The sequence below is a fragment of the Mycobacterium sp. 1245499.0 genome, assembly GCF_001673615.1.
GTDB lineage: Bacteria > Actinomycetota > Actinomycetes > Mycobacteriales > Mycobacteriaceae > Mycobacterium > Mycobacterium europaeum_A.
Genome location: NZ_LZMG01000158.1, coordinates 16992 through 41405, shown reverse-complemented (window position 1 = coordinate 41405; position 24414 = coordinate 16992). Strand labels below are relative to the sequence as shown.

Annotated in this window: 25 protein-coding genes and 1 pseudogene; 17 read left to right on the top strand and 9 right to left on the bottom strand. The window is 67.1% G+C overall.

Going from position 1 to position 24414, the window contains the following annotated elements; translation table 11 throughout:
• Nucleotides 1-25 precede the first annotated feature (25 nt).
• Together A5646_RS08725 and A5646_RS08720 are read right to left on the bottom strand one after the other, a co-directional pair.
• Nucleotides 26-1129, bottom strand: coding sequence for a DUF1214 domain-containing protein (locus tag A5646_RS08725; protein ID WP_067021280.1), 1104 nt, complete (start codon nucleotides 1127-1129; stop codon nucleotides 26-28).
• A complete protein-coding gene (locus A5646_RS08720; RefSeq protein WP_067021278.1) occupies nucleotides 1126-1701 on the bottom strand; it encodes a TetR/AcrR family transcriptional regulator in 576 nt (191 codons plus the stop codon). Before A5646_RS08720 ends, A5646_RS08725 begins: the two co-directional genes overlap by 4 nt.
• Before the next feature lie 28 nt (nucleotides 1702-1729).
• On the opposite strand from A5646_RS08720, the gene A5646_RS08715 reads away from it, so the two are divergent.
• Both A5646_RS08715 and A5646_RS08710 read left to right on the top strand, forming a co-directional pair.
• Complete coding sequence (locus A5646_RS08715) at nucleotides 1730-2959, top strand: sulfotransferase (protein WP_067021276.1); 1230 nt, start codon at nucleotides 1730-1732, stop codon at nucleotides 2957-2959.
• A gap of 24 nt (nucleotides 2960-2983) precedes the next feature.
• A complete protein-coding gene (locus A5646_RS08710; RefSeq protein ID WP_067021274.1) occupies nucleotides 2984-3868 on the top strand; it encodes an alpha/beta fold hydrolase in 885 nt (294 codons plus the stop codon).
• A gap of 1 nt (nucleotide 3869) precedes the next feature.
• On the opposite strand, the gene A5646_RS08705 is transcribed toward A5646_RS08710, so the two are convergent.
• Together A5646_RS08705 and A5646_RS08700 are read right to left on the bottom strand one after the other, a co-directional pair.
• Nucleotides 3870-4082: a molybdopterin-binding protein gene (locus A5646_RS08705; RefSeq protein ID WP_066882046.1), complete on the bottom strand. Its 213-nt coding sequence runs from the start codon at nucleotides 4080-4082 to the stop codon at nucleotides 3870-3872.
• 83 nt (nucleotides 4083-4165) lie between these two features.
• The gene (locus tag A5646_RS08700) at nucleotides 4166-4771 is read right to left on the bottom strand and encodes a TetR/AcrR family transcriptional regulator (protein WP_066868178.1); all 606 of its coding nucleotides are present in this window, start codon (nucleotides 4769-4771) and stop codon (nucleotides 4166-4168) included.
• 142 nt (nucleotides 4772-4913) lie between these two features.
• Between A5646_RS08700 and A5646_RS08695 the strand changes: the two genes are divergently transcribed.
• Nucleotides 4914-6239 (top strand): cytochrome P450, encoded by a 1326-nt coding sequence (locus A5646_RS08695; protein WP_066868181.1) that lies wholly within the window; start codon nucleotides 4914-4916, stop codon nucleotides 6237-6239.
• Here A5646_RS08695 and msrA read toward each other — a convergent pair.
• Nucleotides 6231-6771: pseudogene (gene msrA, locus A5646_RS08690) on the bottom strand (peptide-methionine (S)-S-oxide reductase MsrA); the annotation flags it as partial. The gene A5646_RS08695 and the pseudogene msrA overlap by 9 nt on opposite strands.
• Nucleotides 6772-6858: 87 nt before the next feature.
• On the opposite strand from msrA, the gene A5646_RS08685 reads away from it, so the two are divergent.
• The 4 genes from A5646_RS08685 to A5646_RS08670 all read left to right on the top strand — a co-directional run bounded on the left by A5646_RS08685 (nucleotide 6859) and on the right by A5646_RS08670 (nucleotide 9719).
• Nucleotides 6859-7365 carry a nuclear transport factor 2 family protein gene (locus A5646_RS08685; protein WP_066868184.1) on the top strand — a complete coding sequence of 169 codons (507 nt, stop codon included), beginning with the start codon at nucleotides 6859-6861 and terminating at the stop codon, nucleotides 7363-7365.
• Entirely contained in the window at nucleotides 7362-8381 is a 1020-nt protein-coding gene (locus tag A5646_RS08680; RefSeq protein ID WP_067021272.1) for an NAD-dependent epimerase/dehydratase family protein, read from the top strand. Before A5646_RS08685 ends, A5646_RS08680 begins: the two co-directional genes overlap by 4 nt.
• A gap of 64 nt (nucleotides 8382-8445) precedes the next feature.
• Nucleotides 8446-9288 (top strand): class I SAM-dependent methyltransferase, encoded by an 843-nt coding sequence (locus A5646_RS08675; RefSeq protein ID WP_067021270.1) that lies wholly within the window; start codon nucleotides 8446-8448, stop codon nucleotides 9286-9288.
• A gap of 50 nt (nucleotides 9289-9338) precedes the next feature.
• Nucleotides 9339-9719 (top strand): DUF427 domain-containing protein, encoded by a 381-nt coding sequence (locus A5646_RS08670; RefSeq protein WP_067021268.1) that lies wholly within the window; start codon nucleotides 9339-9341, stop codon nucleotides 9717-9719.
• Here the strand turns inward: A5646_RS08670 and A5646_RS08665 are convergent.
• Nucleotides 9713-10114: a nuclear transport factor 2 family protein gene (locus tag A5646_RS08665; protein WP_066868192.1), complete on the bottom strand. Its 402-nt coding sequence runs from the start codon at nucleotides 10112-10114 to the stop codon at nucleotides 9713-9715. The genes A5646_RS08670 and A5646_RS08665 overlap by 7 nt on opposite strands.
• A gap of 60 nt (nucleotides 10115-10174) precedes the next feature.
• Between A5646_RS08665 and A5646_RS08660 the strand changes: the two genes are divergently transcribed.
• Nucleotides 10175-11086, top strand: coding sequence for a DNA-3-methyladenine glycosylase (locus A5646_RS08660; RefSeq protein WP_066868194.1), 912 nt, complete (start codon nucleotides 10175-10177; stop codon nucleotides 11084-11086).
• Between the two features lie 88 nt (nucleotides 11087-11174).
• On the top strand, nucleotides 11175-11723 hold the full coding sequence (locus tag A5646_RS08655; RefSeq protein ID WP_066868196.1) for a Dps family protein: 549 nt from the start codon (nucleotides 11175-11177) through the stop codon (nucleotides 11721-11723).
• A 55-nt stretch (nucleotides 11724-11778) separates the two neighbouring features.
• Here A5646_RS08655 and A5646_RS08650 read toward each other — a convergent pair whose 3' ends face one another.
• Entirely contained in the window at nucleotides 11779-13755 is a 1977-nt protein-coding gene (locus tag A5646_RS08650; RefSeq protein WP_067021266.1) for a chloride channel protein, read from the bottom strand.
• A gap of 189 nt (nucleotides 13756-13944) precedes the next feature.
• Between A5646_RS08650 and A5646_RS08645 the strand changes: the two genes are divergently transcribed.
• The 7 genes from A5646_RS08645 (at nucleotide 13945) to A5646_RS08615 (ending at nucleotide 21710) form a co-directional block, all read left to right on the top strand.
• Nucleotides 13945-14937, top strand: coding sequence for a pirin family protein (locus A5646_RS08645; RefSeq protein WP_067021264.1), 993 nt, complete (start codon nucleotides 13945-13947; stop codon nucleotides 14935-14937).
• 2 nt (nucleotides 14938-14939) lie between these two features.
• Nucleotides 14940-15575: a TetR/AcrR family transcriptional regulator gene (locus tag A5646_RS08640; protein WP_066868207.1), complete on the top strand. Its 636-nt coding sequence runs from the start codon at nucleotides 14940-14942 to the stop codon at nucleotides 15573-15575.
• 72 nt (nucleotides 15576-15647) lie between these two features.
• Nucleotides 15648-16589, top strand: a complete 942-nt coding sequence (locus A5646_RS08635; RefSeq protein ID WP_066882065.1) for a class I SAM-dependent methyltransferase — start codon at nucleotides 15648-15650, stop codon at nucleotides 16587-16589.
• A gap of 27 nt (nucleotides 16590-16616) precedes the next feature.
• Entirely contained in the window at nucleotides 16617-17558 is a 942-nt protein-coding gene (locus A5646_RS08630) for a class I SAM-dependent methyltransferase (protein ID WP_066868209.1), read from the top strand.
• An 89-nt stretch (nucleotides 17559-17647) separates the two neighbouring features.
• Nucleotides 17648-19213, top strand: a complete 1566-nt coding sequence (locus tag A5646_RS08625) for an LCP family protein (RefSeq protein WP_067021262.1) — start codon at nucleotides 17648-17650, stop codon at nucleotides 19211-19213.
• Nucleotides 19214-19355: 142 nt separating this feature from the next.
• Complete coding sequence (locus A5646_RS08620; protein ID WP_067021260.1) at nucleotides 19356-20789, top strand: aldehyde dehydrogenase family protein; 1434 nt, start codon at nucleotides 19356-19358, stop codon at nucleotides 20787-20789.
• Between the two features lie 57 nt (nucleotides 20790-20846).
• Nucleotides 20847-21710: an SDR family oxidoreductase gene (locus A5646_RS08615; RefSeq protein ID WP_066868214.1), complete on the top strand. Its 864-nt coding sequence runs from the start codon at nucleotides 20847-20849 to the stop codon at nucleotides 21708-21710.
• A gap of 27 nt (nucleotides 21711-21737) precedes the next feature.
• Here A5646_RS08615 and A5646_RS08610 read toward each other — a convergent pair whose 3' ends face one another.
• Together A5646_RS08610 and A5646_RS08605 are read right to left on the bottom strand one after the other, a co-directional pair.
• Nucleotides 21738-22562 carry a tyrosine-protein phosphatase gene (locus A5646_RS08610; protein WP_067021259.1) on the bottom strand — a complete coding sequence of 275 codons (825 nt, stop codon included), beginning with the start codon at nucleotides 22560-22562 and terminating at the stop codon, nucleotides 21738-21740.
• Nucleotides 22559-23776 (bottom strand): acyl-CoA dehydrogenase family protein, encoded by a 1218-nt coding sequence (locus A5646_RS08605; protein WP_066868243.1) that lies wholly within the window; start codon nucleotides 23774-23776, stop codon nucleotides 22559-22561. Before A5646_RS08605 ends, A5646_RS08610 begins: the two co-directional genes overlap by 4 nt.
• A gap of 114 nt (nucleotides 23777-23890) precedes the next feature.
• Here A5646_RS08605 and A5646_RS08600 point away from each other — a divergent pair, with 114 nt between their 5' ends.
• Nucleotides 23891-24352, top strand: a complete 462-nt coding sequence (locus A5646_RS08600) for a nuclear transport factor 2 family protein (RefSeq protein ID WP_066868218.1) — start codon at nucleotides 23891-23893, stop codon at nucleotides 24350-24352.
• The last annotated feature ends 62 nt before the right edge of the window (nucleotides 24353-24414 follow it).

Genomic DNA, 24414 nt, shown 5'->3' with positions numbered 1-24414 from the left:
CGCGCAATCGAGTTCCAGGGGCGGCCTAGGTGACGGCCGTCGGCGCGTCGACCGCCTTGACGAGTTTCACCTCGGGCCGTTGCGGCACGCCGTCGGCAAGGAACCAGCGAAAAGCCAGATTCCCGCGTGGATAGCCCAGCGTGGTAAGCGAATTGGGATGCGCGGTCGGGCCCGCGGACAAGACGACCGTCACCGAACCGTCACTGTTCGCCACGGCGCTGTGGCCGTTCAGGGAGCACCGGGCGTCCCGGGCGCCGAACGTCGCCATGAACTGGTTCCACACCACCAGGTTCCAGAACCTGCACGACGGCGGTCGGTGCGTGATCACCAGCGCCTCGTCCTCATCGAGCACGAAACTGCCGTACGAGTAGCAGGCGTCGCGCGCCGACCACCCGAAATTGGCGTCCGGCACCTGATAGGGATCGGCGAATTCATTAGCCGCGTGGGCGGTTTCGTGCCCGAGCGCGTGTTGGTCGGCCACCCGATTTCCCACGGCCAGCGGCACGATGGCGAACATGGTGCGCAGCCAGGTGGCGGCGGCGCGCAGGTTCGCCGCGGTCTCGGCGTCGCCGTGCCGGATCGGGTCGGGCTCGTCGAGCGCCTCGATGTGCCACGTCACCGGGCGGCCGGCCAGGGGATCGGCCTGGTAGTCGCGGGTCATCAGCACGGCCGCGTCGGGCGTGGCGGGAAAGTCGAAGGCGAAGTCGCCGTCGGCGTCGATGTCGAGATCGGTGTCGCGGACGATCGCCACCACCCGGTCCGACCAGGCGCCGGGCGTCGGCTCGTTGTACGCCGTCACCGAAAAGTACACGCTGTCACCCCTATTGCCGCTGATGCGGTATCGACGGGCGGGATCGACCGGGCATATGTAGTAGTAGGCATCGGTGTTGTCCCCGCCCCAGCGGCGGTCGCGGCGGAAAGGCGTGTTCACCGCGACGAACTGGGGCCGACCCGGTTCGGGGAACAGGTAGGTGTCCAGGGCCACGCCCAGGGTGGCGGCCAGCATCCGGTAGCCGTCGGCGACGTGCCGGTCGTCGGTGACGGCACGGTCACCTTCGAGGAACGAGTGGCCCAGTTCGCCAAGCGTTTTCAGCAATTCCTGCCACGCCTCGGTCGATTGGTGCGTCATGCGCTGATTCCTTTCAGGAGCAACCTGGTGGTGCGATCGACCCACGCATCGTCGAGTTCGGTGACGCGGGTGAGCAGGGCGACCAGCGTGACGCCGGCGATCGTCTCGGCCAGTTCGGCGGCGGTCACGTCCGAGCGCACCTCACCGCGCAGCGCAGCGGCCGCCAGCCAGTCGGCGAGCCCGCCGCCGATGACTCCGGCGAAGCGCTCCAGCAACGCCGAGTGCAGCGTCGGGTCCGCGGCCAGCTCGCCGATCAGCCCGGGCAGGGCCGCCCTGGCGGCCGGTGTGGTGAGGAAAGCCATTGTGCGGCGGACCATCTCGCGCAAGCCCTCGGCCGTCGACCCAGTATCGGGGATGGCCGTTCCGGCGCCGATCGGGAACACCGCCTCGTGCACCAGGTGCGCCTTGCTGGGCCAGCGGCGGTAGATGGCGGGCTTGCTGGTGCCGGCGCGTTCGGCGATGGCGGAGACCAGCAAGCCGGGGTAGCCGGTTTCGCCCAGCAGCTCAACGGTCGCCCGAAGCACCGCGGCGTCGATCCGGGGATCACGGGGTCTGCCAAAATCCACAACCATTACGAAACTCAGAGTAACATAAGTCGCCGTGACCGTTCGCCTTGACGACCTGGCCTCGCCCCGCTTCAGCGCCGAGGGCCAGCAGATCCTGGACATGATGGCCTCGATGGCGCCCGAGTGCCCGTTGGATGCCGCCGCGCTGCACGCGCGGGCCAGCGCCGACACCGGCCTGGACGACTTCGGGCCCGACGACTACCGGGAACGCCTCGAGGTCTACCTCGCCGCCCTGCGCGAGATCGACGGACTGCACGACGCGGGGAGGGTGAACTTCTACGGGCAACTCCTGCAAGTCCTCAAGAACCGGTTGCTGTTGACCGACCTGCTGAGGCGCCATCCCGAGATCAACGAGATCGAACTGCGTTCACCGGTGGTCATCGCCGGGCTGCCCCGCACCGGCACCACACACCTGCACAATCTGCTGGCCGCGCCGCCGACGTTCCGTACCATGCCGTACTGGGAAAGCAACGAACCGTTCCCGATGCCGAATGAGGTTGACGTACAACCTGATCCGCGTCGGACCCGGATGGACGTCGCGGTCGGGGTGATCAACATGGTGATGCCGCATTTCGCGCTGATGCACGAGATGACCACCGATCACGTCCACGAAGAGATCCAGCTGCTGGCCAACGACGTGTCGACGATGCTGCTGGAGACGCTCGCCGACGTCCCCCGCTGGCGCGACTACTACCAGGCGCACGACCAGACACCGCACTACGAATACCTGGCCACCCAACTCCGGGCGATGCAGTACCTGCGCGGTGGTCGGCGCTGGCTGCTCAAATCGCCCCAACACCTCGAGCAGGTGCCGGTCCTGGATCGGGTCTTTCCCGACAGCATCGTGGTGTTCACCCACCGCGACCCCGTCCCGGTGGCACTGTCGATGATCGCGATGATCACCTACTCCGCCCGCATGCACCGCTCGCCGGTGCCGGTGGAGCGGATCGCCAATTCCTGGATCGACCGCCTCGATCAGATGCTCACCGCACTCATCCGCGATCGAGACACCATCGGTCCGGACCGCTCGATCGACATTCGCTTCGACGACTTCATGGCCGACGAAATCGGCGTGGCCGAACGGGTCTATGCCCTGGCCGGCGAACCGTTCACCGACGAGGCGCGCAAGGCCGTCGACGACTACCTGACGGGCCACCGGCGCGGACGGCTGGGCAACGTCGAAACGTCATACGAGATGTTCGGGCTGAACGAGGAGAGCCTGCGGAAGCGCTTCGCGCCCTACGTCGAGCGGTTCCTGAAATAGGCGCAGTGCGCTAGCTTTTCAAGCATGGTCACCATGCCCGCGCTGGACGGCGTCGAACACAGGTACGTCGAGCTGGGAAGCGGCGTCACCATCCATGTCGCGGATGCCGGTCCGGCCGACGGACCGGCCGTCATGCTGGTGCACGGCTTCCCGGAGAACTGGTGGGAATGGCACGAGCTGATCGGTCCGCTGGCCGCCGATGGTTACCGGGTGGTGTGTCCCGACCTGCGGGGTGCGGGCTGGAGTTCGGCGCCGCGCTCGCGGTACCTGAAGGCGGAGATGGCCGAGGACCTTGCGGGCGTGCTGGACGACTTGGGCATCGCCAAAGTGAAGCTGGTCGCCCACGATTGGGGCGGGCCCGCGGCTTTCATCATGATGTTGCGCCATCCGGAGAAGGTGACGGGCTTTTTCGGACTCAACACCGTGGCGCCCTGGGCGAAGTTCGATTTGGCGGCGGTCCGCGACCTCTGGCGCTTCTGGTATCAGGTCCCGATGTTGCTGCCCGTGATCGGACCTCGGGTGCTCAGCGATCCCCACTGGCGGTTTCCCCGGATCCTGGGTTCGTGGGTCGGCGGCGGGTTCCCGCTGCCCGAGGACAGCGTGCGGTTATACGCGGAGTGCATGCGCGAGCCAGGGCACGCTGAGGCCGGATCGCGGTGGTATCGCAGCTTCCAGACCACAGAGATGCGCAGCTGGCTGGGGGGTGAGTACGACGATCACCGAGTCGACGTACCGGTGCGCTGGCTGAGCGGTACCGATGATCCGGTGATCACTCCGCGGCTTCTGGACGGATACGCCGACCACATAAGCGATTTCGAGGTGGAGCTGGTCGACGGAGTCGGTCACTGGATCGTCGCGCAACGACCCGATTTGGTGCTGGATCGGTTGCGCGGGTTCATGAAACTCTGAGTCAGTCGACGCCGATGGTGACTTCGGTCGACTTGATGAACACCGTCGCCTTCTGACCGACCTGAAGGCCGAGGTCGGTCGCGGCATCCTTGGTGACCGACGACGTGATCACCTGGTCGCCGCCGTCGAGAGTCACCTTGACCACCGCCATCACCGTGCCGAGATCGACCTCGGTGATGGTCCCCTTGAGCTGATTTCGGGTTGAAAGCCGCATCGCTAGGTCCTCCGTTTCCGCGAAAGCCATTCCGGCGATGAGCCTAGGCCCCGAAAACCACTCGCGCGATGGGTTCTACGCCGTCAGTGCCGGGGCCCCAGCAGCGCGACGGAGGCATCCACGGCCGGTTCGACGATCTCACGGACGGCCCGACCGTCTTCGACCGCAAGCGCGGTGAGCTCACGCAGACCGCCCAACAGGATCACGGCCAACGGCGCCGTCAACGGAGGCAGCTTGGCGCGCCGAAATCCGGGACTGGCGCTGAGGTCGATCAGCAGGCTGGTCAGCAACTGCAGCCCGCGGCGCTGGACCGGGCGAGCGGCCGCACCCAGCGAGGGCAGTTCGCGGATCCAGCTCAACGTGATGGCCGGGCGGGCCTCGATGTATCCCACATAGGCCTCGACCGCCTGACGGATCTGGACGTGCCAATCGGCGTCGGGATCGACCGATGCCGCGATCTTGGCGCCCAACTTCTCGATGTCGACGGCCAGCAGCTCCAGAAAGCACTCTTCCTTGCCGCCGAAGTGGTCGTAGAAGGTGCGCTTGGAGGTCCGTGCGTAGCGGACGACGTCGGCGACCGTGCTGGCGCGGTAACCGCGCTCGCTGATCGAGGTGGCGAGGCCGTCGAGCAACCGGATTCGAAACGGATCGACCTCGCCGAGATCGGGGTCGCCGGCCGTTGCTGTCATTGCTGAGGTCACGGCCAGCGCCCCCGTTCGGTTCGAAACGCATCTTGTCAGCTTTGGTACTGCAGAGTACCGTACTCGGAAAAGGTCCGTGGTACATCGCGGTACCAATTCCGGCCCGGCAGATGTGGGGAGCAATGACGCCATGAGTGAACTAGCCACCGTCCCATCGGCCCCGGCCCATTTGCCACCTGCCGTCCGAAGCCCGAAGCTATTGCAGGGCATCGGCTTTGCCGCGTCACGACGAATGATGATGCGACGCCTGTCACGCCGTTATGGCAACGTCTTCACGCTGCGCCTGCCGATGTGGGGGCGTGTCATCATGGTCAGCGACCCTCAGCTGGCTAAGCAGATCTTCACCACCAGCCCAGACGAACTCGGCAACATCCAGCCCAATTTGAGCAGGCTGTTCGGCTCCGGCTCGGTATTCGGGCTCGAGGGTGATGACCACCGGCGGCGGCGGCGGCTGCTGGCGCCGCCGTTTCACGGCAAGAGCATGAAGAATTACGAGGCCATCATCGAAGAAGAGACGCTGCGCGAGATGGCCGACTGGCCGGAGGGCAGGTCATTCCCGACGCTGCCGCCGATGATGCGAATCACGCTCAACGCGATCCTGCGCGCGGTCTTCGGCGCCGAGGGCGCCGAACTCGACGAGCTGCGCCGCCTCATCCCGCCGTGGGTCACCCTGGGTTCACGCCTTGCGGCGCTACCGAAGCCGAAGCGCTATTCCCGGTTCGGCCTATGGGGCCGGCTGGACAAGTGGCGGCGTCAATACGACGACGTCATCGAGAAGCTGATCGCCGCGGAGCGGGCCGACCCGGAGTTCGCCGAGCGGACCGACGTGCTCGCGCTGCTGCTGCGCAGCACCTACGACGACGGTGCGGCCATGTCACACAAGGAGATCGGCGACGAGCTCCTGGCTCTGCTGGCCGCCGGGCACGAGACCACCGCCTCAACGCTGGCTTGGGCATTCGAGCGGATCAGCCGGCACCCGGAGCTGCTGGCGAGGCTTGTCGAGGAGGCCGACGGGGCCAGTGATGGCGGCAACGAGCTGCGCCAGGCGACGATCCTGGAGGTCCAGCGAGCAAGGACCGTCATCGATTTCGCCGGTCGCCATGTCTACCCCGAGGCCTACCGGCTCGGCGAATGGGTGATCCCGCGCGGCTATTCGATCATCGTCGGCATCGCCCAGATACACGACAACCCCGATGTGTTCCCCGATCCCGGACGGTTCAACCCGCAACGGTTCATCGACACGAAACCGTCGGCGCTGTCGTGGATCCCGTTCGGCGGCGGGACGCGTCGGTGCGTTGGGGCGGCGTTCGCGAACATGGAAATGGACGTCGTGCTACGAACGGTGTTGCGAAACTTGACCATTGAGACGACGGACGCTCCCGGCGAGCGCTGGCACGGCCGCGGGGTCGCGTTCACCCCGAAGGACGGCGGCCGAATCGTGATGCGCCGCCGCTGAACTCGGCGCTAGGCTCCGCCTACTGGCCGGCGGCCGCGCGACGCGGCAGTTTCCAGCCCGGGCGGATGAAGTGGCAGGTGTACCCGTTGGGGTAGTGCTGCAGGTAGTCCTGGTGCTCGGGTTCGGCTTCCCAGAAGTCGCCGGCCGGGCTGACCTCGGTCACCACCTTGCCGGGCCATAGCCCCGATGCCTCGACATCGGCGATGGTGTCCAGCGCGATCCGCTTCTGGTCCTCGTCCAGATAGAAGATGGCCGACCGGTAACTGGTGCCCCGGTCGTTGCCCTGCCGGTCTTTCGTTGTCGGATCGTGGATCTGGAAGAAGAACTCCAGGATCGTGCGGTAGTCGGTGACCGCCGGGTCGTAGATGATCTCGATGGCTTCGGCGTGGGTGCCGTGATTGCGGTAGGTCGCATTGGGGACGTCACCGCCGGTGTAACCGACCCGCGTCGAAACCACGCCCGGCTGCTTGCGGATCAGTTCCTGCATCCCCCAGAAGCAGCCGCCGGCGAGAATCGCTTTCTGGTTGGTCATGCTTCGTCCTCCATAACCGGCTAGCACTCGGGCAGGAACAAGGCCAGGCTACACTCCGCCGATGAGCTGCAATGGTGCCGCGAAATCATGAACACGCCGAAGTTCTCGCGTAGCGAACTGGCCGCCGCGTTCGAGAAGTTCGAAGCGACCGTCGATGCGGCGGCGCGGTCGCAGGACTGGGACGCGTGGGTGCAGCACTACACGCCCGATGTGGTCTACATCGAACACGCGGCGGGCACCATGCACGGCCGCGACGAGGTCCGCGAGTGGATCAGCAGGACGATGGGCAGCTTTCCCGGCAGCCACATGGTCGCTTTCCCGTCGCTGTGGTCGGTGATCGACGAGGCCACCGGGCGCATCATCATGGAGCTCGACAACCCGATGCGCGATCCGGGCGACGGCACCGTCATCAGCGCGACGAACATCTCGATCATCACCTACGCCGGTGACGGCCTGTGGCGTCAACAGGAAGACATCTACAACCCGTTGCGCTTCGTGCGGGCGACGTTGAAGTGGTGCCGCAAGGCCCAAGAGCTCGGCACCCTCGACGAGGAAGCCGCGCGTTTCATGGACCAGTACGGAGGGGCCCAGTGACCACCAGACCCAAGCTCGTCATCGGCGCCAACGGCTTCCTGGGTTCGCATGTGACCCGCCAGCTCGTCGCCGACGGTTTCGAAGTCCGGGCCATGGTGCGGCCGAACGCCAACACGCGCTCCATCGACGACCTGGACGTCACCCGGTTTCACGGCGACGTGTTCGACACCGCCGTGCTGCGCGCGGCGATGGACGGCGTGGATGACGTCTACTACTGCGTCGTCGACACCCGCGCCTGGCTGCGCGACACCTCTCCGCTGTTTCGCACCAACGTCGAGGGGCTGCGCAACGTCCTCGATGTGGCAATCGCGCAACCCGGCCTGCGCCGGTTCGTCTTCACCAGCACCTACACGACCGTCGGCCGGCGCCGCGGGCACGTGGCGACCGAAGACGACGTCGTGGGCAGTCGCGGGCTGTCGGACTACGTCAAGTCCCGGGTGCAGGCCGAGAACCTGGTGATGCGTTACGTGGCCGAGTCCGGCCTGCCCGCGGTGGCGATGTGCGTGTCGACGACATACGGCGACGGCGATTGGGGTCGCACCCCGCACGGTGCGTTCATCGCCGGCGCGGTCTTCGGCAAGCTGCCCTTCACGATGGAGGGCATCCAGCTGGAGGTCGTGGGCGTCACCGACGCGGCCCGGGCCATGATCCTGGCCGCCGAACGCGGCCGCATCGGCGAGCGATACCTGATCTCCGAGCGGATGATCGCGTTGAAAGAGGTGGTCCGGATCGCGGCCGACGAGGCCGGGGTGCCGCCGCCGCGGCGCTCGATCTCCGTTCCGATGCTCTACGCCCTGGGTGCGCTGGGCGACGTGCGGGCCCGGCTCACCGGCAAGGACGCCGAACTCAGCCTCGCCTCGGTGCGCATGATGCGTGCCGAAGCGCCCGTCGACCACAGCAAGGCCGTGCGCGAATTGGGCTGGCAGCCTCGCCCGGTCGAGGAATCCATTCGCGAGGCGGCCCGCTTCTGGGCGGCGATGCGAAATGCCAAGGGTAAGAGCGCGACTCCCGGCTGAACGCCACGCCGATCGCCGTTCAGGATGCGCCGCGGCCCGTCGTGGGGGACTAGCCTCGGGCGGTATGCCGACCGCGCGAGTACCCGTCGATCTCACCGGGGCGCCCCAGACCATGCTGGCGACGTTCTACGCGAAGGCGCTGGACGCCGACTTCGACAAGCCGATCCTGGGCGATCGGTACGCCAAGGAGATCGTCGAGCGCATCGACTACGACTGGAAGAAGACCACCATCACGGCGCGGCGAGCGCCGTCGGTGACCACCCGGTCGGCGCACTTCGACGACTGGACGCGCAAATTCCTTGCCGCGCATCCGCGTTCGGCCGTGCTGCACCTGGGCTGCGGGCTGGACAGCCGGTTCTTCCGCGTGCAGCCGGGTGCGGACGTCGAGTGGTACGACGTCGACTACCCCGAGGTTGTCGCGCTGCGCACCCAGCTCTACCCGAGCCCCGATCACTACCGCGTCATCGCCGCCTCGGTCACCGACCCGGCATGGCTGGAAGACATCCCCGCCGACCGTCCCACCCTGATGATCGGGGAGGGGCTGACCATGTACCTCGCCGAGCGGGACGGCATCGCGCTGCTGCGCCGGGTGGTCGACCGATTCGGTTCCGGCGAGTTGCAGTTCGACGCGTTCAACTGGCTCGGGATCAAGTCGCAATGGCTCAACACGGTGGTGCGGCGGTCGGGATCCACGCTGCACTGGGCGATCAACGGGCCCGACGACATCGTCAACGCCGTTCCGGGGGTGCGGCTGCTGGCCTGGGAACGATGGTTCGAGTCCGACACCTTCGCGCGGTTGCCCCGCCCAACCCGAGTCCTGGGCAAGCTCATGGCGCAGGTTCAGGCGGCTGCGAACATGGCGCAATACCACCGCTACGCATTTGGCCCGGCCGAACGGGAAGGCTAGGCCACGGACGCGCGTTGAACGACTGATAGGCGCCTGAAGGAGGAACCACCATGGCCCACCCGGAAATCAAAGAACCCAACGCGGGGCACCCGATCACCATCGAGCCGACCAAGGGACGGGTGCAGGTGCGCGTCAATGGCGAGCTCGTCGCCGACACCACCGCCGCGCTGGAACTGCGTGAAGCCACTTTGCCTGCGGTGCAATACATTCCGATCGCCGACGTGGTACAGGATCGGCTCACCCGGACGGACACCAGCACGTACTGCCCCTTCAAGGGCGACGCCAGCTACTACAGCGTGACCACTTCGGCCGGTGACACCATCGACGACGTGATCTGGACGTACGAGCAGCCGTATCCGGCGGTCGCGGCGGTCGCCGGGCATGTGGCGTTCTACCCCAACAAGGCCGACATCAGCGTGCTAGCTCAGTAGGGGACCCACCCGGGAAGCGCGGTCGCCACCGCGCGGGTGTCGCTGTAGAGGCGCATCGAGACGATCAGCCCGTCACGGGTGTCGAAGATGCAGACGAACGGGCTGTCGTACTCGACGCCGGCGGACGTGGTGCCGCTGGCCTGCGCCTCCACCACCACGGTCTCCCCCTCGTTGACGCAGCGCACCAGGTCGATGGTCAGTTCGAGCTCCTGTTTGCGTCGCTCCACCCCACGCCGAAACGCGTCCTTGTCACAGGACGTGCGGGTGTAGAGCGTCCAGTAGGTGAAGTCGTCGCTGAGCAGGGAGAAGCCCTCGTCCAGATCGCCGCCGTCGCTGGTGCTCTGCAGGAACATCCAGGCCAGTTCGCCCTGCGGGTCATCGAACGGCGTCATCACAACGCAATATTGACGTGGGACGCAGTTCACGGTCAATCACGGCAGTCGGGGAGTCATCAGGTGGAAAGCGCGCGCACGGTCGTGTTCCCCGGAGCCGTCAGCTTCGGGCACACGTTGGCGCCCCTTCGCCGCGGCCGGGGGGATCCGTGCTTCCGGACTCCCGGTGACGGCTCGATCTGGCGTACCAGCCTGCTACCCACCGGTCCGGTCACGGCCCGGATCAGCCGCGTCGCCCACAACACCGCGCACGCCGTGGCGTGGGGCGGCGGCGCGCAGGAGTTCGTCGAGATGCTGCCCGCCCTGCTCGGTCTCGAGGACGACGACTCGGACTTCGTGCCGCACCATCCGACGGTTGCCGCCGCCCAGCAACGGGTGCCGCACCTGCGCCTGGGAAGAACCGGCCTGGTGCTGGAGGCGCTGATCCCGGCCATCATCGAGCAGCGGGTGCCCGGCGCCGATGCGTTTCGCGCATGGCGGGTGCTGGTGTCGAAGTACGGCACGCCGGCGCCGGGGCCGGCGCCCGACGGGATGCGCGTCATGCCGGCCGCGGAGGTCTGGAGATACATCCCGTCGTGGGAGTTTCATCGCGCCAACGTGGACCCGAGACGGGCGCAGGCGGTGGTGACCTGCGCGCGTCGGGCCTCCTCGGTGGAGCGGCTGGCGGGTGGGCCGGCCGGGCAGGCGCGTGCGGCGCTCATGTCGCTGCCGGGCGTGGGGGAGTGGACCGCCGCCGAGACGGCACAACGCGCCTTCGGTGACGCCGACGCCGTGTCGGTGGGCGACTACCACATCCCCAAAATGATCGGCTGGACGTTGCTGGGGCGGCCCGTCGACGACGCCGGCATGCTCGAACTGCTCGAGCCGATGCGCCCGCACCGCCAGCGCGTGGTCCGGCTCCTCGAGGCCAGCGGACTGGCGTACGAACCGCGCCGCGGGCCGCGGCTGCCGGTGCAGCAAATCCACTCACTTTGATCCGTCGCGTTTTTCACTATCGCCATCGGGTACCCAACGGGGCAGTAACCGTGTGTGAACCCCATGGAAGGAAGCTAGGAAACAAGCGATGACTCAGTTCACGATTCCGGGATTGACCGACAAGCAGGCGGCGCGGCTCACCGAACTGCTGCAAAAGCAACTGAGCACCTACAACGATCTGCACCTGACGCTCAAGCACATTCACTGGAACGTGGTGGGCCCCAACTTCATCGGCGTGCACGAGATGATCGACCCGCAGGTGGATGCGGTCCGCGGGTTCGCCGACGATGTCGCCGAACGTATTGCGGCCCTTGGTGCTTCGCCGCAGGGTACTCCCGGCGCCATCATCAAGGACCGCTCGTGGGACGACTATTCGGTCGGCCGCGACACGGTCCAGGCCCACTTGGCCGCGCTGGATCTGGTGTACACCGGCGTGATCGAGGACATCCGCCAATACATCGACGAGACAGACGAACTCGACCAGGTGACCCAGGACCTGCTGATCGGGCAGGCGGGTCGGCTGGAGAAGTTTCAATGGTTCGTCCGGGCGCACCTGGAAAGCGCCGGCGGAGAGTTGGCTCACCAAGGCAAGAGCACCGAGAAGGACGCCGCAAGCAGCGCTCGTGGCAAATCCTGACGGTTATGCTAGTCACGGTGCTTGGAATCGGCGTCCCGCGAACCGTTTTTGGGGACTAGGACTTTTTGGGGACTAGGACATTGATGCGGTCTCCGGCCGTGAGTTGCACGGCGGGTTGGGCGTCGACCAGCTGCCGGTTGTGCACTACGGATACCGGGAGGTGGCCCGCCGGCCAATCGAGGTCGTCGAGCGTGCGTCCGACCGCGGCCGAATCCGCCGCCAGAGTGTGCTCGATGATGCAGTATCCGTCGAGTTGACTTCGCGGATCGTGTTCGTTCTCGGGACTTTTCGGGTCCGCGGAGTCACCGCCGAGATTCGCGGCGGTGGGGCTGGGTTCGACACCTGTGACGTAGGCACTGACGGCGCGCAGCACGTTCTGGTTGGTCAGCCAACCCTGAACGCGGTGCGCGTTGGTATCGATCACCGGTAGTCCATCGCGGCCATAGAGCACCAGCTGGCGCAGGGCCTGCGCGAGGCTGTCGTTGGCAAACAGCGCCTGCGGTTCCCGGATCCGGGTCACGGGGCCGAGGAGTTGTGTTCTGTCGTGGGTGGTGTCGCTTGTCGGGTGGGTCAGGTCCAGTGGAGTGGCAAATGGATGCATGGCCTCAGCGACCGTGAGGCCCGCAAAAGCGTGGGCGGGGGCGGGGCGATCGATGTCGATGCCCCGGCGTAGCAGCTTGGCGGTGTAGATGGTGCCGTAGGAAAGCCCGCGCGACACCGTGGTTCCCACGGCGACGGCCAGCATGACCGGCAATGTCAGGGTGAAGTCGCCGGTCATCTCGACCGTGCTGGCCAGCGCGGTGAGCGGGGCCCGGGCGGCGGAAGCGAATACCGCGCCCATGCCGACGATGGCATACAGCGCGGGATGTCCCACCGCAGTGCCGATGACGTGCTGGACGATCAGCCCGAATGCCATGCCGGAAGTAGCCCCCACGAACAACGACGGAGCGAACACGCCGCCGGAGCCGCCGATCCCGATGGTCAAGCTGCACGCCAGCATTTTGCCGCCGGCGAGGACCACCAGGAACCACAGAGCGTAATGGCCGGCAAAGGCGGCGTACATGACCGGGTAGCCCACCCCGTACAGCTGCGGCACGGCGAGCAACAGCAGGCCCAGCACCAATCCACCGACCGCCGGTCGCGCCCAGTCCGGGCGCTCGCCCCAGAGCCGATCACACAGATCCTCCGTCTTGTACAGGACGTTTTTGAACACGATGCCCAGCACCCCGGCGACCGCCGCAAGAAGGGCTATCAGCAAGTAATTGGCAATGTGATTGAGCTCGATGCCCTCGGGAAGCTTCGTGAGGAAAGGGGCGGAGCCGAAGAACACGCGGGCGATCACGTCGGCGACCATTGCCGAAAGCATGATGGTGAAGATCGCCTCGACCGAGAGTTCACGCAGGATCAGTTCGACGGCGAAGAACACCCCGGTGATCGGGGCGTTGAACGTTGCCGAGATGCCGCCGGCGGCGCCGCACGCCACCAGCACCCTTAGCCGATTCTCCGGCATCCGCACCCATTGACCGAAGCTTGATGCCAGCGCCGCACCGATCTGCACGATCGGCCCCTCCCGACCGACCGAGCCGCCGGTGCCGATGCACATCGCCGAGGCCAGCGCTTTCACCACCGTCACCTGCGGGCGGATGCGGCCGCCGTTCTCTGCGACGGCGATCATCACTTCCGGGACGCCGTGGCCACGCGCCTCGCGCGCGAACCGGCTGATCAGTGGCCCGTACAGCAACCCGCCGATAACGGGGATGACCGCGTAAAACGCGATCCCCAACCAGGGCAGGTGGTCGCTGGCCGCCCACCCCTGTTGGCCGAACTCGTCATGGCCGGTCGCCAGCCAGGTGAAGCCGAAGACCAGGTAGCGGAACGCGACCGCGCCGAGCCCGGCGCCGACCCCCACCACGATTGCCACGCAGAACAAGCCCAGTTGGTTCGCCCGCAGCCAGCTTGCGAGCTGTCCCGGAAACCCGGCCCCCGGCTTTCGCGTGCGGGCCGGGTGACCGGCTGATTTGTCCTGCCCCATGCCCGTCACCCTCCCCAGCGTTCTTTTCAATCGTTGCGTCGAAACCATGTCCGAAGGTCACCCGCACCCGCGACGAATATTTATGTCAGCAAATATTGCCCTATGGAACTATCGGCCGCCTGTTACGAGCCCCAGGAATAAGTGGACCTCAGTCCGGTTATATGGGGCATCCACTAAACGAGGAGCCCGATGCCTGCAATCACGGCTGACACCATGACCCTGCCGCGAGTGAGCGGCCCCGGCCCCGCGGATGCCGAGCGGGCCGTCCGATCGATCACCACCTGCCCGCGCGGCTACGAGGGCGAGGGTTTTCCGGTGGTGCGCGCCTTCGCGGGCGTCAGCACCGCCGCGCTCGACCCGTTCGTGCACATGGACCAGATGGGTGAGGTCGACTACCCACCGGGCGAGCCCAGGGGCACCGATTGGCATCCGCACCGCGGCTTCGAAACCGTGACCTACATGCTCGACGGGAAGTTCGCGCACCAGGACTCGCACGGTGGCGGCGGCCTGATCGCCGACGGCGCCACGCAGTGGATGACGGCCGGGTCCGGCATCCTGCACATCGAGACCCCGCCGGCCGAACTGGTCGACAGCGGCGGGCTCTTCCACGGCATCCAGTTGTGGGTCAACCTGCCGAAAAAGGACAAGTTCGCGCCCCCGCGCTATCAGGCCATCGAGGGTGGCGACGCTGCCCTGCTCGCCTCCGACGACGGCGGGGCATTGGTCCGCATCATCGCCGGCGAGATCGACGGCCACCGGGGTCCGGGCATCACTCACACCCCGATCACCCTCGCCCACGCGACCATCGAGAACGGGGCCCGGCTCAACATCCCGTGGCGGCGCGATTTCAACGCGCTGGCCTACGTGCTGTCCGGCAGCGGGTACGTCGGTCCGGTCGCGCACCCGATCCGCCAGGGGCAGTTAGCGGTCCTGTCAGCCGGCGATCGGATCACGGTCGGCGCCCAGCGGGCACCGGATTCGAGCGGCCTGCCGGTCCGGGGCGCCATTGATGTGCTGCTTCTGGGCGGGCGGCCGATTCGCGAACCGGTATTCCACTACGGCCCTTTCGTGATGAACACTCGGGCGGAATTGATCGAGGCGCTAGAGGACTACCGAGCTGGAAAGTTTGGCACCATTCCGCCAAATGCGCTAATGCCGCACCGCGGGGGTGGCACACTTTAGCAATGCATCCCCGGGGGAATCGCAGGCCGGGGCGTCCGCCCGCCGCGAAAGCCGACGAGACGCGGCAGCGGATCATCCAAGCCGCCCGTCTGGTCTTCAGCGAGCGCGGCTACGACGGCGCGACGTTCCAGGCCATTGCGGCGCGCGCCGACCTTACCCGACCGGCGATTAACCATTATTTCTCGAGCAAACGAGCGCTTTATCGCGAAGTTATGGACGAGACAAATGAATTCATCATCGGAGCAGGAATTAAACAGGCCGAAGGCGAGACGGGGCTGGTAGCACGGCTGACGGCGTTCATCTCCGCGGCTGTTAAAGCGAATTCGGAAAATCCCGCCGGTTCGGCGTTCATTATCGGCGGCGTACTTGAATCGCAGCGGCATCCGGAGTGGAGCGCAACCGAAAATGATTCCGTGCGGGTGGCGCGAGAATTTCTGATGCGCGAAGTGAACGAGGCGATCGAGCGCGGCGAGGTCGTCGCCGACATCGATGCGTCCGCGTTGGTCGAATCACTGCTCGTGGTGATCTCGGGGGTGGGCCTGTACGCGGGTTACATCAAGAGCTACAAGGAAATGCTGGCTGTCACAGGCATGCTGCGCCAGCTCCTGGAAGGCGCGCTCTGGCGGCCGGAGGCCTAGCCCCTTCGACGCAGTGAAGTTGCGCACAAAGCGTATAGGCTAACTAACTTATCCCGGTACCATGGTCGGGATATGACTGACCTGGATGCCTCGCCACCGCCTTCCGTACGGTCTGCCGGCGACAGCTGGACCATCACCGAACTCGTCGGCGCCACCGCGCTGGGCGTCGCCGCGTCGCGCGCCGCCGAGACCGCCGGACCCGATCCGCTGATCCGGGACGAGTTTGCCCGCCTGCTGGTGTCGTCGGCCGGACCGGCGTGGGCCCGGCTGGCCGACCCCGAGCTCGGCTGGCTCGACGGCGATCAGCACGGCCAGCGCGCGCATCGGTGCGGCATCGACTACCAAGCCGTGCGCACCCACTTCTTCGACGAGTACTTCGCCGGGGCCGTCGACGCAGGCATCCGCCAGGTGGTGATCTTGGCCGCCGGCCTCGACTCCCGGGCTTACCGGCTGGACTGGCCGACCGGCACCACGGTCTACGAGATCGACCAGCCCCAGGTGCTCGAATACAAGGCGGGCATCCTGCAGCAGCACGGCGCCGTGCCCACCGCCATCCGGCACCCCGTCGCGGTGGACCTGCGCGACGACTGGCCCGCGGCCCTGACCGCCGCCGGGTTCGACCGCACGCGGCCCACCGCGTGGCTGGCCGAAGGCCTGCTCCCGTACCTGCCCAGCGACGCCCAGGACCGGCTGTTCGAGATGTTCACCGCGCTGAGCGCACCCGGCAGCCAGGTCGCGATCGAGATGTTCGGCATGAACTCGCGCAGCAACTCGCAGCGCTGGCTGCGGATGCGGGAGCGGCTCGGCCTGGACGTCAACGTCCAGGCGCTGACGTACCACGAGCCGGACCGTTCGGACGCCGCGGCGTGGCTGGCCGAGCACGGCTGGCAGGTGCACAGCGTGAGTAACCGCGACGAGATGGCCCGGCTGGGGCGTCCAGTGCCCGACGACCTGACCGACGAGGCGGTCCGCAGCACCCTGTTGCGGGCGCGTCTCGGCACGCCCACCGCCTGACCGAGGATCGATCCAAGGAGCAACGCCATGAGTTCACTGCGCACGCACGACGACACCTGGGACATCAAGAGCAGCGTCGGCACCACCGCGGTGATGGTCGCCGCGGCGCGGGCCATCGAGACCGAGCAGCCCGACGCGCTGATCCGCGACCCCTACGCCCGGCTGCTGGTCAACAACGCCGGCGCCGAGGTGCTCTGGGAGGCCATGCTCGACCCGGAGGTCGTGGCCAAGATCGAAGCCATCGACGAAGAATCCGCCGCCCGGATCCAGCACATGCGCGGCTACCAGGCGGTGCGGACCCACTTCTTCGACGAGTACTTCGCAGACGCCGTCGCCGCCGGGATCCGGCAGGTGGTGATCCTCGCGTCGGGTCTGGATTCGCGGGCGTACCGCCTCGACTGGCCGGCCGGCACCACCGTCTACGAGATCGACCAGCCCCAGGTGCTGGACTACAAGACCACGACGCTGGCCGAAAGCGGTGCCACCCCGTCCGCCGACCGTCGCGAGGTGGCGATCGACCTGCGCGAGGACTGGCCGACCGCGCTGCGCGCCGCCGGCTTCGACCCCGCCCGGCCCACCGCCTGGCTGGCGGAGGGATTGCTGATGTACCTGCCCGCGGAAGCCCAGGACAAGCTGTTCACGCAGATCGGCGAGCTCAGCCCGGCGGGCAGCCGCGTCTCCGCCGAGACCGCACCCATGCACGCCGAGGAGCGGCGCCAGCAGATGCGCGAACGGTTCAAAAAGGTGGCCGACCAGCTCGGCCTCGAGGAGACCGTCGACGTCGGCGAGCTGATGTACCGCGACGAGCACCGTGCGAACCTCGCCGACTGGCTCAACGAGCACGGCTGGCGCGCCACGGCGCAGAACTCGATCGACGAGATGCACCGCCTGGGTCGTGGGGTGCAGAGTTCCGAAATCGACGAAGACCGGGACGCCTTCTCCGACTTCGTCATCGCCGAGCGCCTGTAGCGGCCCGCACCGGCTCGTCGACCGTCGGTTGGCTCGCGGCTCCGGTTACCGGGAATTCGCCTGGTCATCGGGGACAATGGTCACTCATTATGGCCAGTGGCGGATCGGGGCGATCGCACCGTTGGGTGCTGCTCAAGGGCCGCCTGGTCGCCAGCATCGCGTCGGCTTTCGTCATGGCCATCACCGGCGTCGGCTGGACGGGCTACCACACCGCGCTGGGCAGGATCATCATCTCGCACGCGCTGCCCCATGCGGCGACGACGCTGGACGGCAACCAGAACATCCTGCTGATGGGCTTGGACAGCAGGTTGGATCAGAACGGTCAGCCGCTGCCCCAGGAGATCTACGACGCGCTGCACGCCGGTGACGAAAGCTCGGGCGGCTACAACGCGAATGTCCTTATCGTCGTGCATCTTTCGGACGGTGACGGGCCCGTCACCGCGATCTCGATTCCGCGCGACGACTACGCGGAGCTACCGGGCTGCCCGGGGTCGGTCTGTGCCGGCAAGATCAAGCAGGCCTACGGGCTGGCCTATCAGCAGTCGCTGAATTCGCAGGCGGCCGGGAAATCGGGTGGGGCGGGCGCCACCAACCTGGCGGCCCGCGAGCAGACCGCCCGCGAGGCTGGGCGCAAGGCCGAAATCAGCGCCGTCAACGACTTTCTGGGGATCTCCGTCGACCACTTCGTCGAGATCACGCTGGGCGCGTTCTTTCAAATCGCCAAGGCCGTCGAGCCGATCACGGTGTGCCTCAACGCCGATACGCGGGACAGCTATTCGGGTGCCGACTTCCATCAGGGGGTGCAGCGCATCGACGCCGCGGACGCGATGGCCTTCGTGCGGCAGCGCCGCGACGAAAACGACGGCTCCTTCACCGATTTCGACCGGACGCGACGGCAGCAGGCGTTCCTGGTGTCGTTGGTCCAGGCGGCTCGCAGCGGTGGTGCGCTGTCCAGCGTGAGCGGGCTGCGTAAGCTGCTGCAGGTCGCCCGAGACAACGTCGCCGTCGACGACGGGCTCGACATCATGGAATTGGCCTCGCGGGCCTCGCAATTGAGTGAGCGGCCGCTGTCGCTGTACACCCTGCCCATCTCCGGCTTCGGCAAGGACGCCAACGGGTCCGACATCAACCAGGTCGACCTTCCGACGATCCGGCGCATCGTCAACGAGCGCTTCATGTCCGACACGCCGGTCGCGCTCGAGGCCGCGTCACCGGCCACCCAGCCGGCACCCGTGCTGACCGAACCCGTGATCCTCGACGTCGTCAACGCGGCCGCACGGGACGGACTCGCGGCCGCCATCGAGGAGGCCTTCGCGGCCCGCGGCTTCACCCGCGGCAGCGCCACGACCGCCGCGGCCCCGGCCGACGACAGCGTCATCGAATACGGCCCCGGGGCGGACCGCGGCGCGCAGCTCCTGGCCGACCAGCTGCATATGCCCGCGACGGCGAACGGCGCCGTGGCCGCGGGCACCGTGCGGCTGACGGTGGGGACGGGGTTTCCCGCGGCGGACTACCTCGCCCACCCCGGCGCGACGACCGACCCGTCGGGGTCCGGGCAGGTGAGTGCCGTCGCCGCCACCGGCACCGGCGACCGCGCCCCGGCGCCGACCGACCTCAGCCAGATGACCGCGGCGAAGGTGCCCTGCGTCAAGTAACCGCGCCGCAACCGCGGTGGTACTGCCCGGCGAGACCGGGGTTGGCCGGATCCTTCCTATTGCTCTCCCAACCGGATGGTTAGTATCGCGGTTATCACCGATGAGCGGCCGCCTTGCAGCGGGACTCTGCTCGGGAAGGACAATGATGACCACCGAATCGGTTGCATCGCAGACATCGCTCGCCGAGGACTCCACCAACGGGGCGGCTGCGGCCGACGTCCCCGCCACGGTTGCCCGCCTTCGTCAGACCTTCGCCACCGGACGTACCCGCGACGTCGAATGGCGCAAGCGGCAGCTGCTGCAACTGGCGAAGCTGATGGAGGAGAACGAGGCCGCGATCGCCGCCGCGCTCGCCGAAGACCTGGACCGCAGCCCCTTCGAGGCCTACATCGCTGACATCGCCACCACCGCCGGCGAAGCCAAGTACGCGGCCAAGAAGGTGCGGAGGTGGACCCGCCGCAAGTACCAGCTGCTGGAGGTGCCGCAACTTCCCGGCCGCGGTTGGATCGAGTACGAGCCCTACGGCACCGTGTTGATCATCGGCGCCTGGAACTACCCGTTCTATTTGACCCTGGGTCCGGCCGTCGGAGCGATCGCCGCCGGAAACGCCGTCATCCTCAAGCCCTCCGAGATCGCGGCGGCGTCCGCGCACCTGATGGCCGAGCTGGTGCCGAAGTATCTCGACAAGGACGCCATCGCGGTGGTCGAGGGCGACGGCGCGACGAGCCAGGAGCTCATCGCCCAAGGCTTGGACCGCGTGCTGTTCACCGGCGGCACCGAGATCGGCCGCAAGGTCTACGAGGGCGCGGCACCGCACCTGACGCCCTGCACTCTGGAGCTCGGCGGCAAGAGCCCGGTCATCGTCGCCGCCGACGCCGACGTGGAGGTGGCGGCCAAGCGGATCGCCTGGATGAAACTGCTCAACGCCGGACAGACCTGTGTGGCACCCGATTACGTCCTGGCGGACGCCACGATTCGCGATGAACTGGTCGACAAGATCGGTGCCGCCATCACCAAGTTCACCTCGGACAAGCCGGGCGGCATGCGGGTGGTCAATCAGCGCCAATTCGACCGGATCAGCGGTTACCTGTCCAGCGGAGACGGCAAGGTCACCGTCGGCGGGGCCTGCGACGCGTCAAACCTGCGCATCCAGCCCGCCGTCGTGGTGGACCCCGACCCGAACGGGCCGCTGATGCAGAACGAGATCTTCGGTCCCGTCCTGCCGGTGGTCACCGTCCAAAACCTGGACGAGGCAATACGTTTCGTGAACTCAAGGCCCAAGCCGCTGTCGGCGTACCTGTTCACCAAGCGGCGCGAGACGCGCGAGCGGGTGATCAAGGAGGTGCCGGCCGGCGGCATGCTGGTCAACCACATCGCCTTCCAGGTGTCGACGGCCAAGCTGCCGTTTGGTGGGGTCGGCGCTTCGGGGATGGGGGCCTACCACGGCCGCTATGGCTTCGAGGAGTTCAGCCACCGCAAGTCGGTGTTGACCAAACCCACTCGGCCCGACCTGTCGAGCTTCATCTACCCTCCGTACACCGAGCGGGCCTTCAAGATGGCCCGCCGAATGTTCTGACCCTGGTTTCACCGAAACCGTTGCAACACTGAGTTTTTCACAGCAGAGAGGAAACGTATGCCCGGAGTGCAGGATCGCGTCATCGTCGTCACCGGAGCCGGTGGAGGCCTGGGCCGTGAGTACGCCCTGACCCTCGCCAAGGAGGGCGCCAGCGTCGTCGTCAACGACCTCGGCGGTTCGCGTGACGGCACCGGCGCCGGCCATAACATGGCCGACCAGGTGGTCCAGGAGATCAAGGACGCCGGCGGGCGGGCGGTCGCCAACTACGACAGCGTCGCCGAACCCGAGGGCGCCGAGAACATCATCAAAACCGCGCTCGACGAATTCGGCGCCGTGCACGGCGTGGTCAGCAACGCCGGCATCCTGCGCGACGGCACCTTCCACAAGATGTCCTTCGAGAACTGGGACGCCGTGCTCAAGGTGCACCTCTACGGCGGCTACAACGTCATCCGCGCCGCCTGGCCGCACTTCCGTGAGCAGAGCTACGGCCGCGTCGTCGTGGCCACCTCCACCAGCGGGCTGTTCGGTAACTTCGGCCAAACCAACTACGGCGCAGCCAAACTCGGCCTCGTCGGCCTGATCAACAGCCTGGCGCTGGAGGGTGCGAAGTACAACATCCACGCCAACGCGGTCGCCCCGATCGCCGCCACCCGCATGACCGAGGACATCCTGCCCAAGGAGGTGCTCGAGAAGCTGACCCCCGAATACGTCGCACCCGTGGTGGCCTACCTGTGCACCGAGGAAAACCCGAACAGCGCTTCGGTTTTCGTCGTCGGTGGCGGCAAGGTGCAGCGCGTCGCGCTGTTCCAGAACGCGGGCGTCAACTACGACAAGCCGCCGACGGTGGAGGACATCGCCTCGCAGTGGGGCGAGATCACCGATCTGTCCGCGGCGAAGCAAGCGGACTTCAAGCTGGGCTGAGCCAGCCGCGACCGGGTGGTCAGCGAGTCAGGCGAGCAGTTCGCCACGCAGGCGTTCGACGTCCGCCTCGCTGACACCCGCGTCGCGTAAATAGGCGTCCAGGGACCCGAATTCGTCGTCGATCGATTGGAAAGCGGCGTCCAGGTATTCCGGACGCACGCCGAGGACTCCGTCGGACAGCCGCGCCTCGGTGAACGTCATGACTTCCGGGGTGAGTTCGACGTCGGAGCGCTGCTTGATCATCTCGGAGATGTGGTCCCGGAGTTGGGGGACCGCGGCGTTGCTGCGCAGGTAGTCGGCGATGATGGTGTCGCGGTCGACGCCGAGCACTTCCAGCACCGTCGCGATCACGAAACCGGTCCGATCTTTGCCCGCGAAGCAGTGCGTGAGCACCGGGCGCCCGGCACCCAGCAGCGAAAAGACTTGCCGCACAGCACGTTGCGCCCCGTTGCGGGTCGGAAACTGCCGGTACTCGTCGATCATGTGACGAACGGCGGCCTCGTTGACGGCCTCGTCGGATTGGTTCGGGTCGCCTTCGAACAGCCGACGGAACGCGTGCTCGTGCGGGGCCTCGTTGTCGGTCGGTGCATCGTCGCCGAGGTCGGGAAGGGGCAGCCGGTGGATCTCGACGCCGTCGGGGACCAGCCCCGGGCCGCGCCGGGCGACTTCCTGGTTCGCGCGCAGGTCGGCGACATCGGTGATGCCCAGCTCGAGCAGCGTTGCGCGTCCGGCGTCGTCGAGCCGGCTCAGCTCACCGGACCGGAACAGCCGCCCGGGCCGAAGCGCGCTCGCGCCGTCGGCGACGTCGCGAAAGTTCCACGCGCCGGACAGTTCTCGCAACGCCTCGGTCATCCTGCGGTGACCGCCGCGGCGAAGGCCGACTGTTCGCGGCCGATCTCGGTGCGCGCGATGGTCCGCATGTGCACCTCGTCGGGTCCGTCGAAGATGCGCATGGCGCGGTGCCAGCCGTAGAGGCGGGCCAGCACCGTGTCGTCGCTGACGCCGGCGGCGCCGTGTACCTGGATGGCGCGGTCGATGACGTCGCACGCGACCTGCGGTGCCACCGCCTTGATCTGCGAGACCAACAGGTGGGCGGCCTTGTTGCCGTGCTGATCGATGGTCCACGCCGCTTTTTCGCACAGCAAGCGGGCCTGGTCGATCTCGTTGCGGGACTTCGCAATTGCTTGCTGCACCAGACCCTGGTCGGCCAGCGGCCGGCCGAAGGCGATGCGGTTGTTCGCGCGGTGCACCATCAGCGCCAGCGCACGTTCGGCGCCGCCGAGCGCGCGCATACAGTGGTGGATGCGGCCCGGGCCCAGCCGGGCCTGGGCGATCGCGAAGCCGCCGCCCTCCTCACCGAGCAGATTGGTGGTTGGCACCCGCACGTTGTCGTAGATGATCTCGCAGTGCCCGTGCTGGTCCTGCCAGCCGAACACCGACGTCGAGCGCACCACCGTCACGCCAGGGGTGTCCATCGGCACCAGCACCATCGACTGCTGCTGGTGACTGGCGGCGTCGGGGTTGGTGCGGCCCATCACGATCAGGATCTTGCAGCGCGGGTCGGCCGCGCCCGAGGTCCACCATTTACGGCCGTTGATGACGTAGTCGGCGCCGTCGCGCACGATCGACGTCTCGATGTTGCGGGCGTCGCTGCTGGCGACCGCCGGCTCGGTCATCGAGAACGCGCTGCGGATCTCGCCCGCCAACAACGGCTCCAGCCACTGCTTGCGCTGCTCCTCGGTGGCGAACAGGTGCAGGGTCTCCATGTTCCCGGTGTCTGGCGCCGCGCAGTTGACCGCCTCGGGCGCGAGCTCCAGGCTCCAGCCGGTGAGCTCGGCCAGCGGGGCGTACTCGAGGTTGGTCAACCCCGATTCGGCCGGCAGGAACAGGTTCCACAGTCCCCGCTCTTTGGCCTTGACCTTGAGGTCCTCGATGACGGGCGGGACCGTGTGATCGTGTGGGCCGGCTTCTTCACGGTATTTGTCGTATTCGGCCTCGGCCGGAAAGACGTACTCGGTCATGAAGTCGGACAGTCGCTTGTGGTAGTCGATGGCTTTGGCCGACATCGCGAAGTCCATGCCCGTCACGATAGGACACGTGTCGAGTCGCCGGGTTTCCGGTCGTCAGCGCGGTGCTTACGCCGGGGTGAAAGCGCGCCGGCGGGGCGGCACGATAGAGGCATGAGTGAAGCCCGCCCCCCGTTCCCGCCGTTCACCCGGGAAACCGCGATCCAGAAAGTGCAGGCGGCCGAGGACGCCTGGAACACCCGCGATCCCCACCGCGTCAGCCTGTCCTACACCGTCGATTCACAGTGGCGCAATCGCGACGAACACGTCGTGGGCCGCGACGAGATCGTGGCGTTTCTGACCCGCAAGTGGCAGCGCGAACTGGATTACGCACTGCGCAAGAGCCTTTGGGACTTCCACGACAACCGCATCGCGGTGCGGTTCCAGTACGAGTGCCGCGACGCGTCCGGCCAGTGGTATCGCAGCTACGGCAACGAGCTGTGGGAGTTCACCGAGTCCGGACTGATGGCGCGGCGCGAAGCCAGCATCAACGACGTGCCGATCGAGCAATCGCAGCGGCGCTACTTCGGGCCCCGACCGGAGTCCGAACACGGCCACGACATCCCGCTTTGGTAGCAACAACGCCGGCTTGTGACCTCACAACGGTGCGGGCGCTACTGCGTCGCGCGGCGGCGGCG

Bases quoted from the DNA above. Each gene is read 5' to 3' on its own strand.
- A5646_RS08725 (WP_067021280.1), bottom strand. From the start codon at position 1,129: ATGACGCACCAATCGACCGAGGCGTGGCAGGAATTGCTGAAAACGCTT.
- A5646_RS08720 (WP_067021278.1), bottom strand. From the start codon at position 1,701: ATGGTTGTGGATTTTGGCAGACCCCGTGATCCCCGGATCGACGCCGCG.
- A5646_RS08710 (WP_067021274.1), top strand. From the start codon at position 2,984: ATGGTCACCATGCCCGCGCTGGACGGCGTCGAACACAGGTACGTCGAG.
- A5646_RS08705 (WP_066882046.1), bottom strand. From the start codon at position 4,082: ATGCGGCTTTCAACCCGAAATCAGCTCAAGGGGACCATCACCGAGGTC.
- A5646_RS08700 (WP_066868178.1), bottom strand. From the start codon at position 4,771: ATGACAGCAACGGCCGGCGACCCCGATCTCGGCGAGGTCGATCCGTTT.
- A5646_RS08695 (WP_066868181.1), top strand. From the start codon at position 4,914: ATGAGTGAACTAGCCACCGTCCCATCGGCCCCGGCCCATTTGCCACCT.
- A5646_RS08685 (WP_066868184.1), top strand. From the start codon at position 6,859: ATGAACACGCCGAAGTTCTCGCGTAGCGAACTGGCCGCCGCGTTCGAG.
- A5646_RS08675 (WP_067021270.1), top strand. From the start codon at position 8,446: ATGCCGACCGCGCGAGTACCCGTCGATCTCACCGGGGCGCCCCAGACC.
- A5646_RS08670 (WP_067021268.1), top strand. From the start codon at position 9,339: ATGGCCCACCCGGAAATCAAAGAACCCAACGCGGGGCACCCGATCACC.
- A5646_RS08655 (WP_066868196.1), top strand. From the start codon at position 11,175: ATGACTCAGTTCACGATTCCGGGATTGACCGACAAGCAGGCGGCGCGG.
- A5646_RS08650 (WP_067021266.1), bottom strand. From the start codon at position 13,755: ATGGGGCAGGACAAATCAGCCGGTCACCCGGCCCGCACGCGAAAGCCG.
- A5646_RS08645 (WP_067021264.1), top strand. From the start codon at position 13,945: ATGCCTGCAATCACGGCTGACACCATGACCCTGCCGCGAGTGAGCGGC.
- A5646_RS08640 (WP_066868207.1), top strand. From the start codon at position 14,940: ATGCATCCCCGGGGGAATCGCAGGCCGGGGCGTCCGCCCGCCGCGAAA.
- A5646_RS08635 (WP_066882065.1), top strand. From the start codon at position 15,648: ATGACTGACCTGGATGCCTCGCCACCGCCTTCCGTACGGTCTGCCGGC.
- A5646_RS08630 (WP_066868209.1), top strand. From the start codon at position 16,617: ATGAGTTCACTGCGCACGCACGACGACACCTGGGACATCAAGAGCAGC.
- A5646_RS08625 (WP_067021262.1), top strand. From the start codon at position 17,648: ATGGCCAGTGGCGGATCGGGGCGATCGCACCGTTGGGTGCTGCTCAAG.
- A5646_RS08620 (WP_067021260.1), top strand. From the start codon at position 19,356: ATGATGACCACCGAATCGGTTGCATCGCAGACATCGCTCGCCGAGGAC.
- A5646_RS08615 (WP_066868214.1), top strand. From the start codon at position 20,847: ATGCCCGGAGTGCAGGATCGCGTCATCGTCGTCACCGGAGCCGGTGGA.
- A5646_RS08610 (WP_067021259.1), bottom strand. From the start codon at position 22,562: ATGACCGAGGCGTTGCGAGAACTGTCCGGCGCGTGGAACTTTCGCGAC.
- A5646_RS08605 (WP_066868243.1), bottom strand. From the start codon at position 23,776: ATGTCGGCCAAAGCCATCGACTACCACAAGCGACTGTCCGACTTCATG.
- A5646_RS08600 (WP_066868218.1), top strand. From the start codon at position 23,891: ATGAGTGAAGCCCGCCCCCCGTTCCCGCCGTTCACCCGGGAAACCGCG.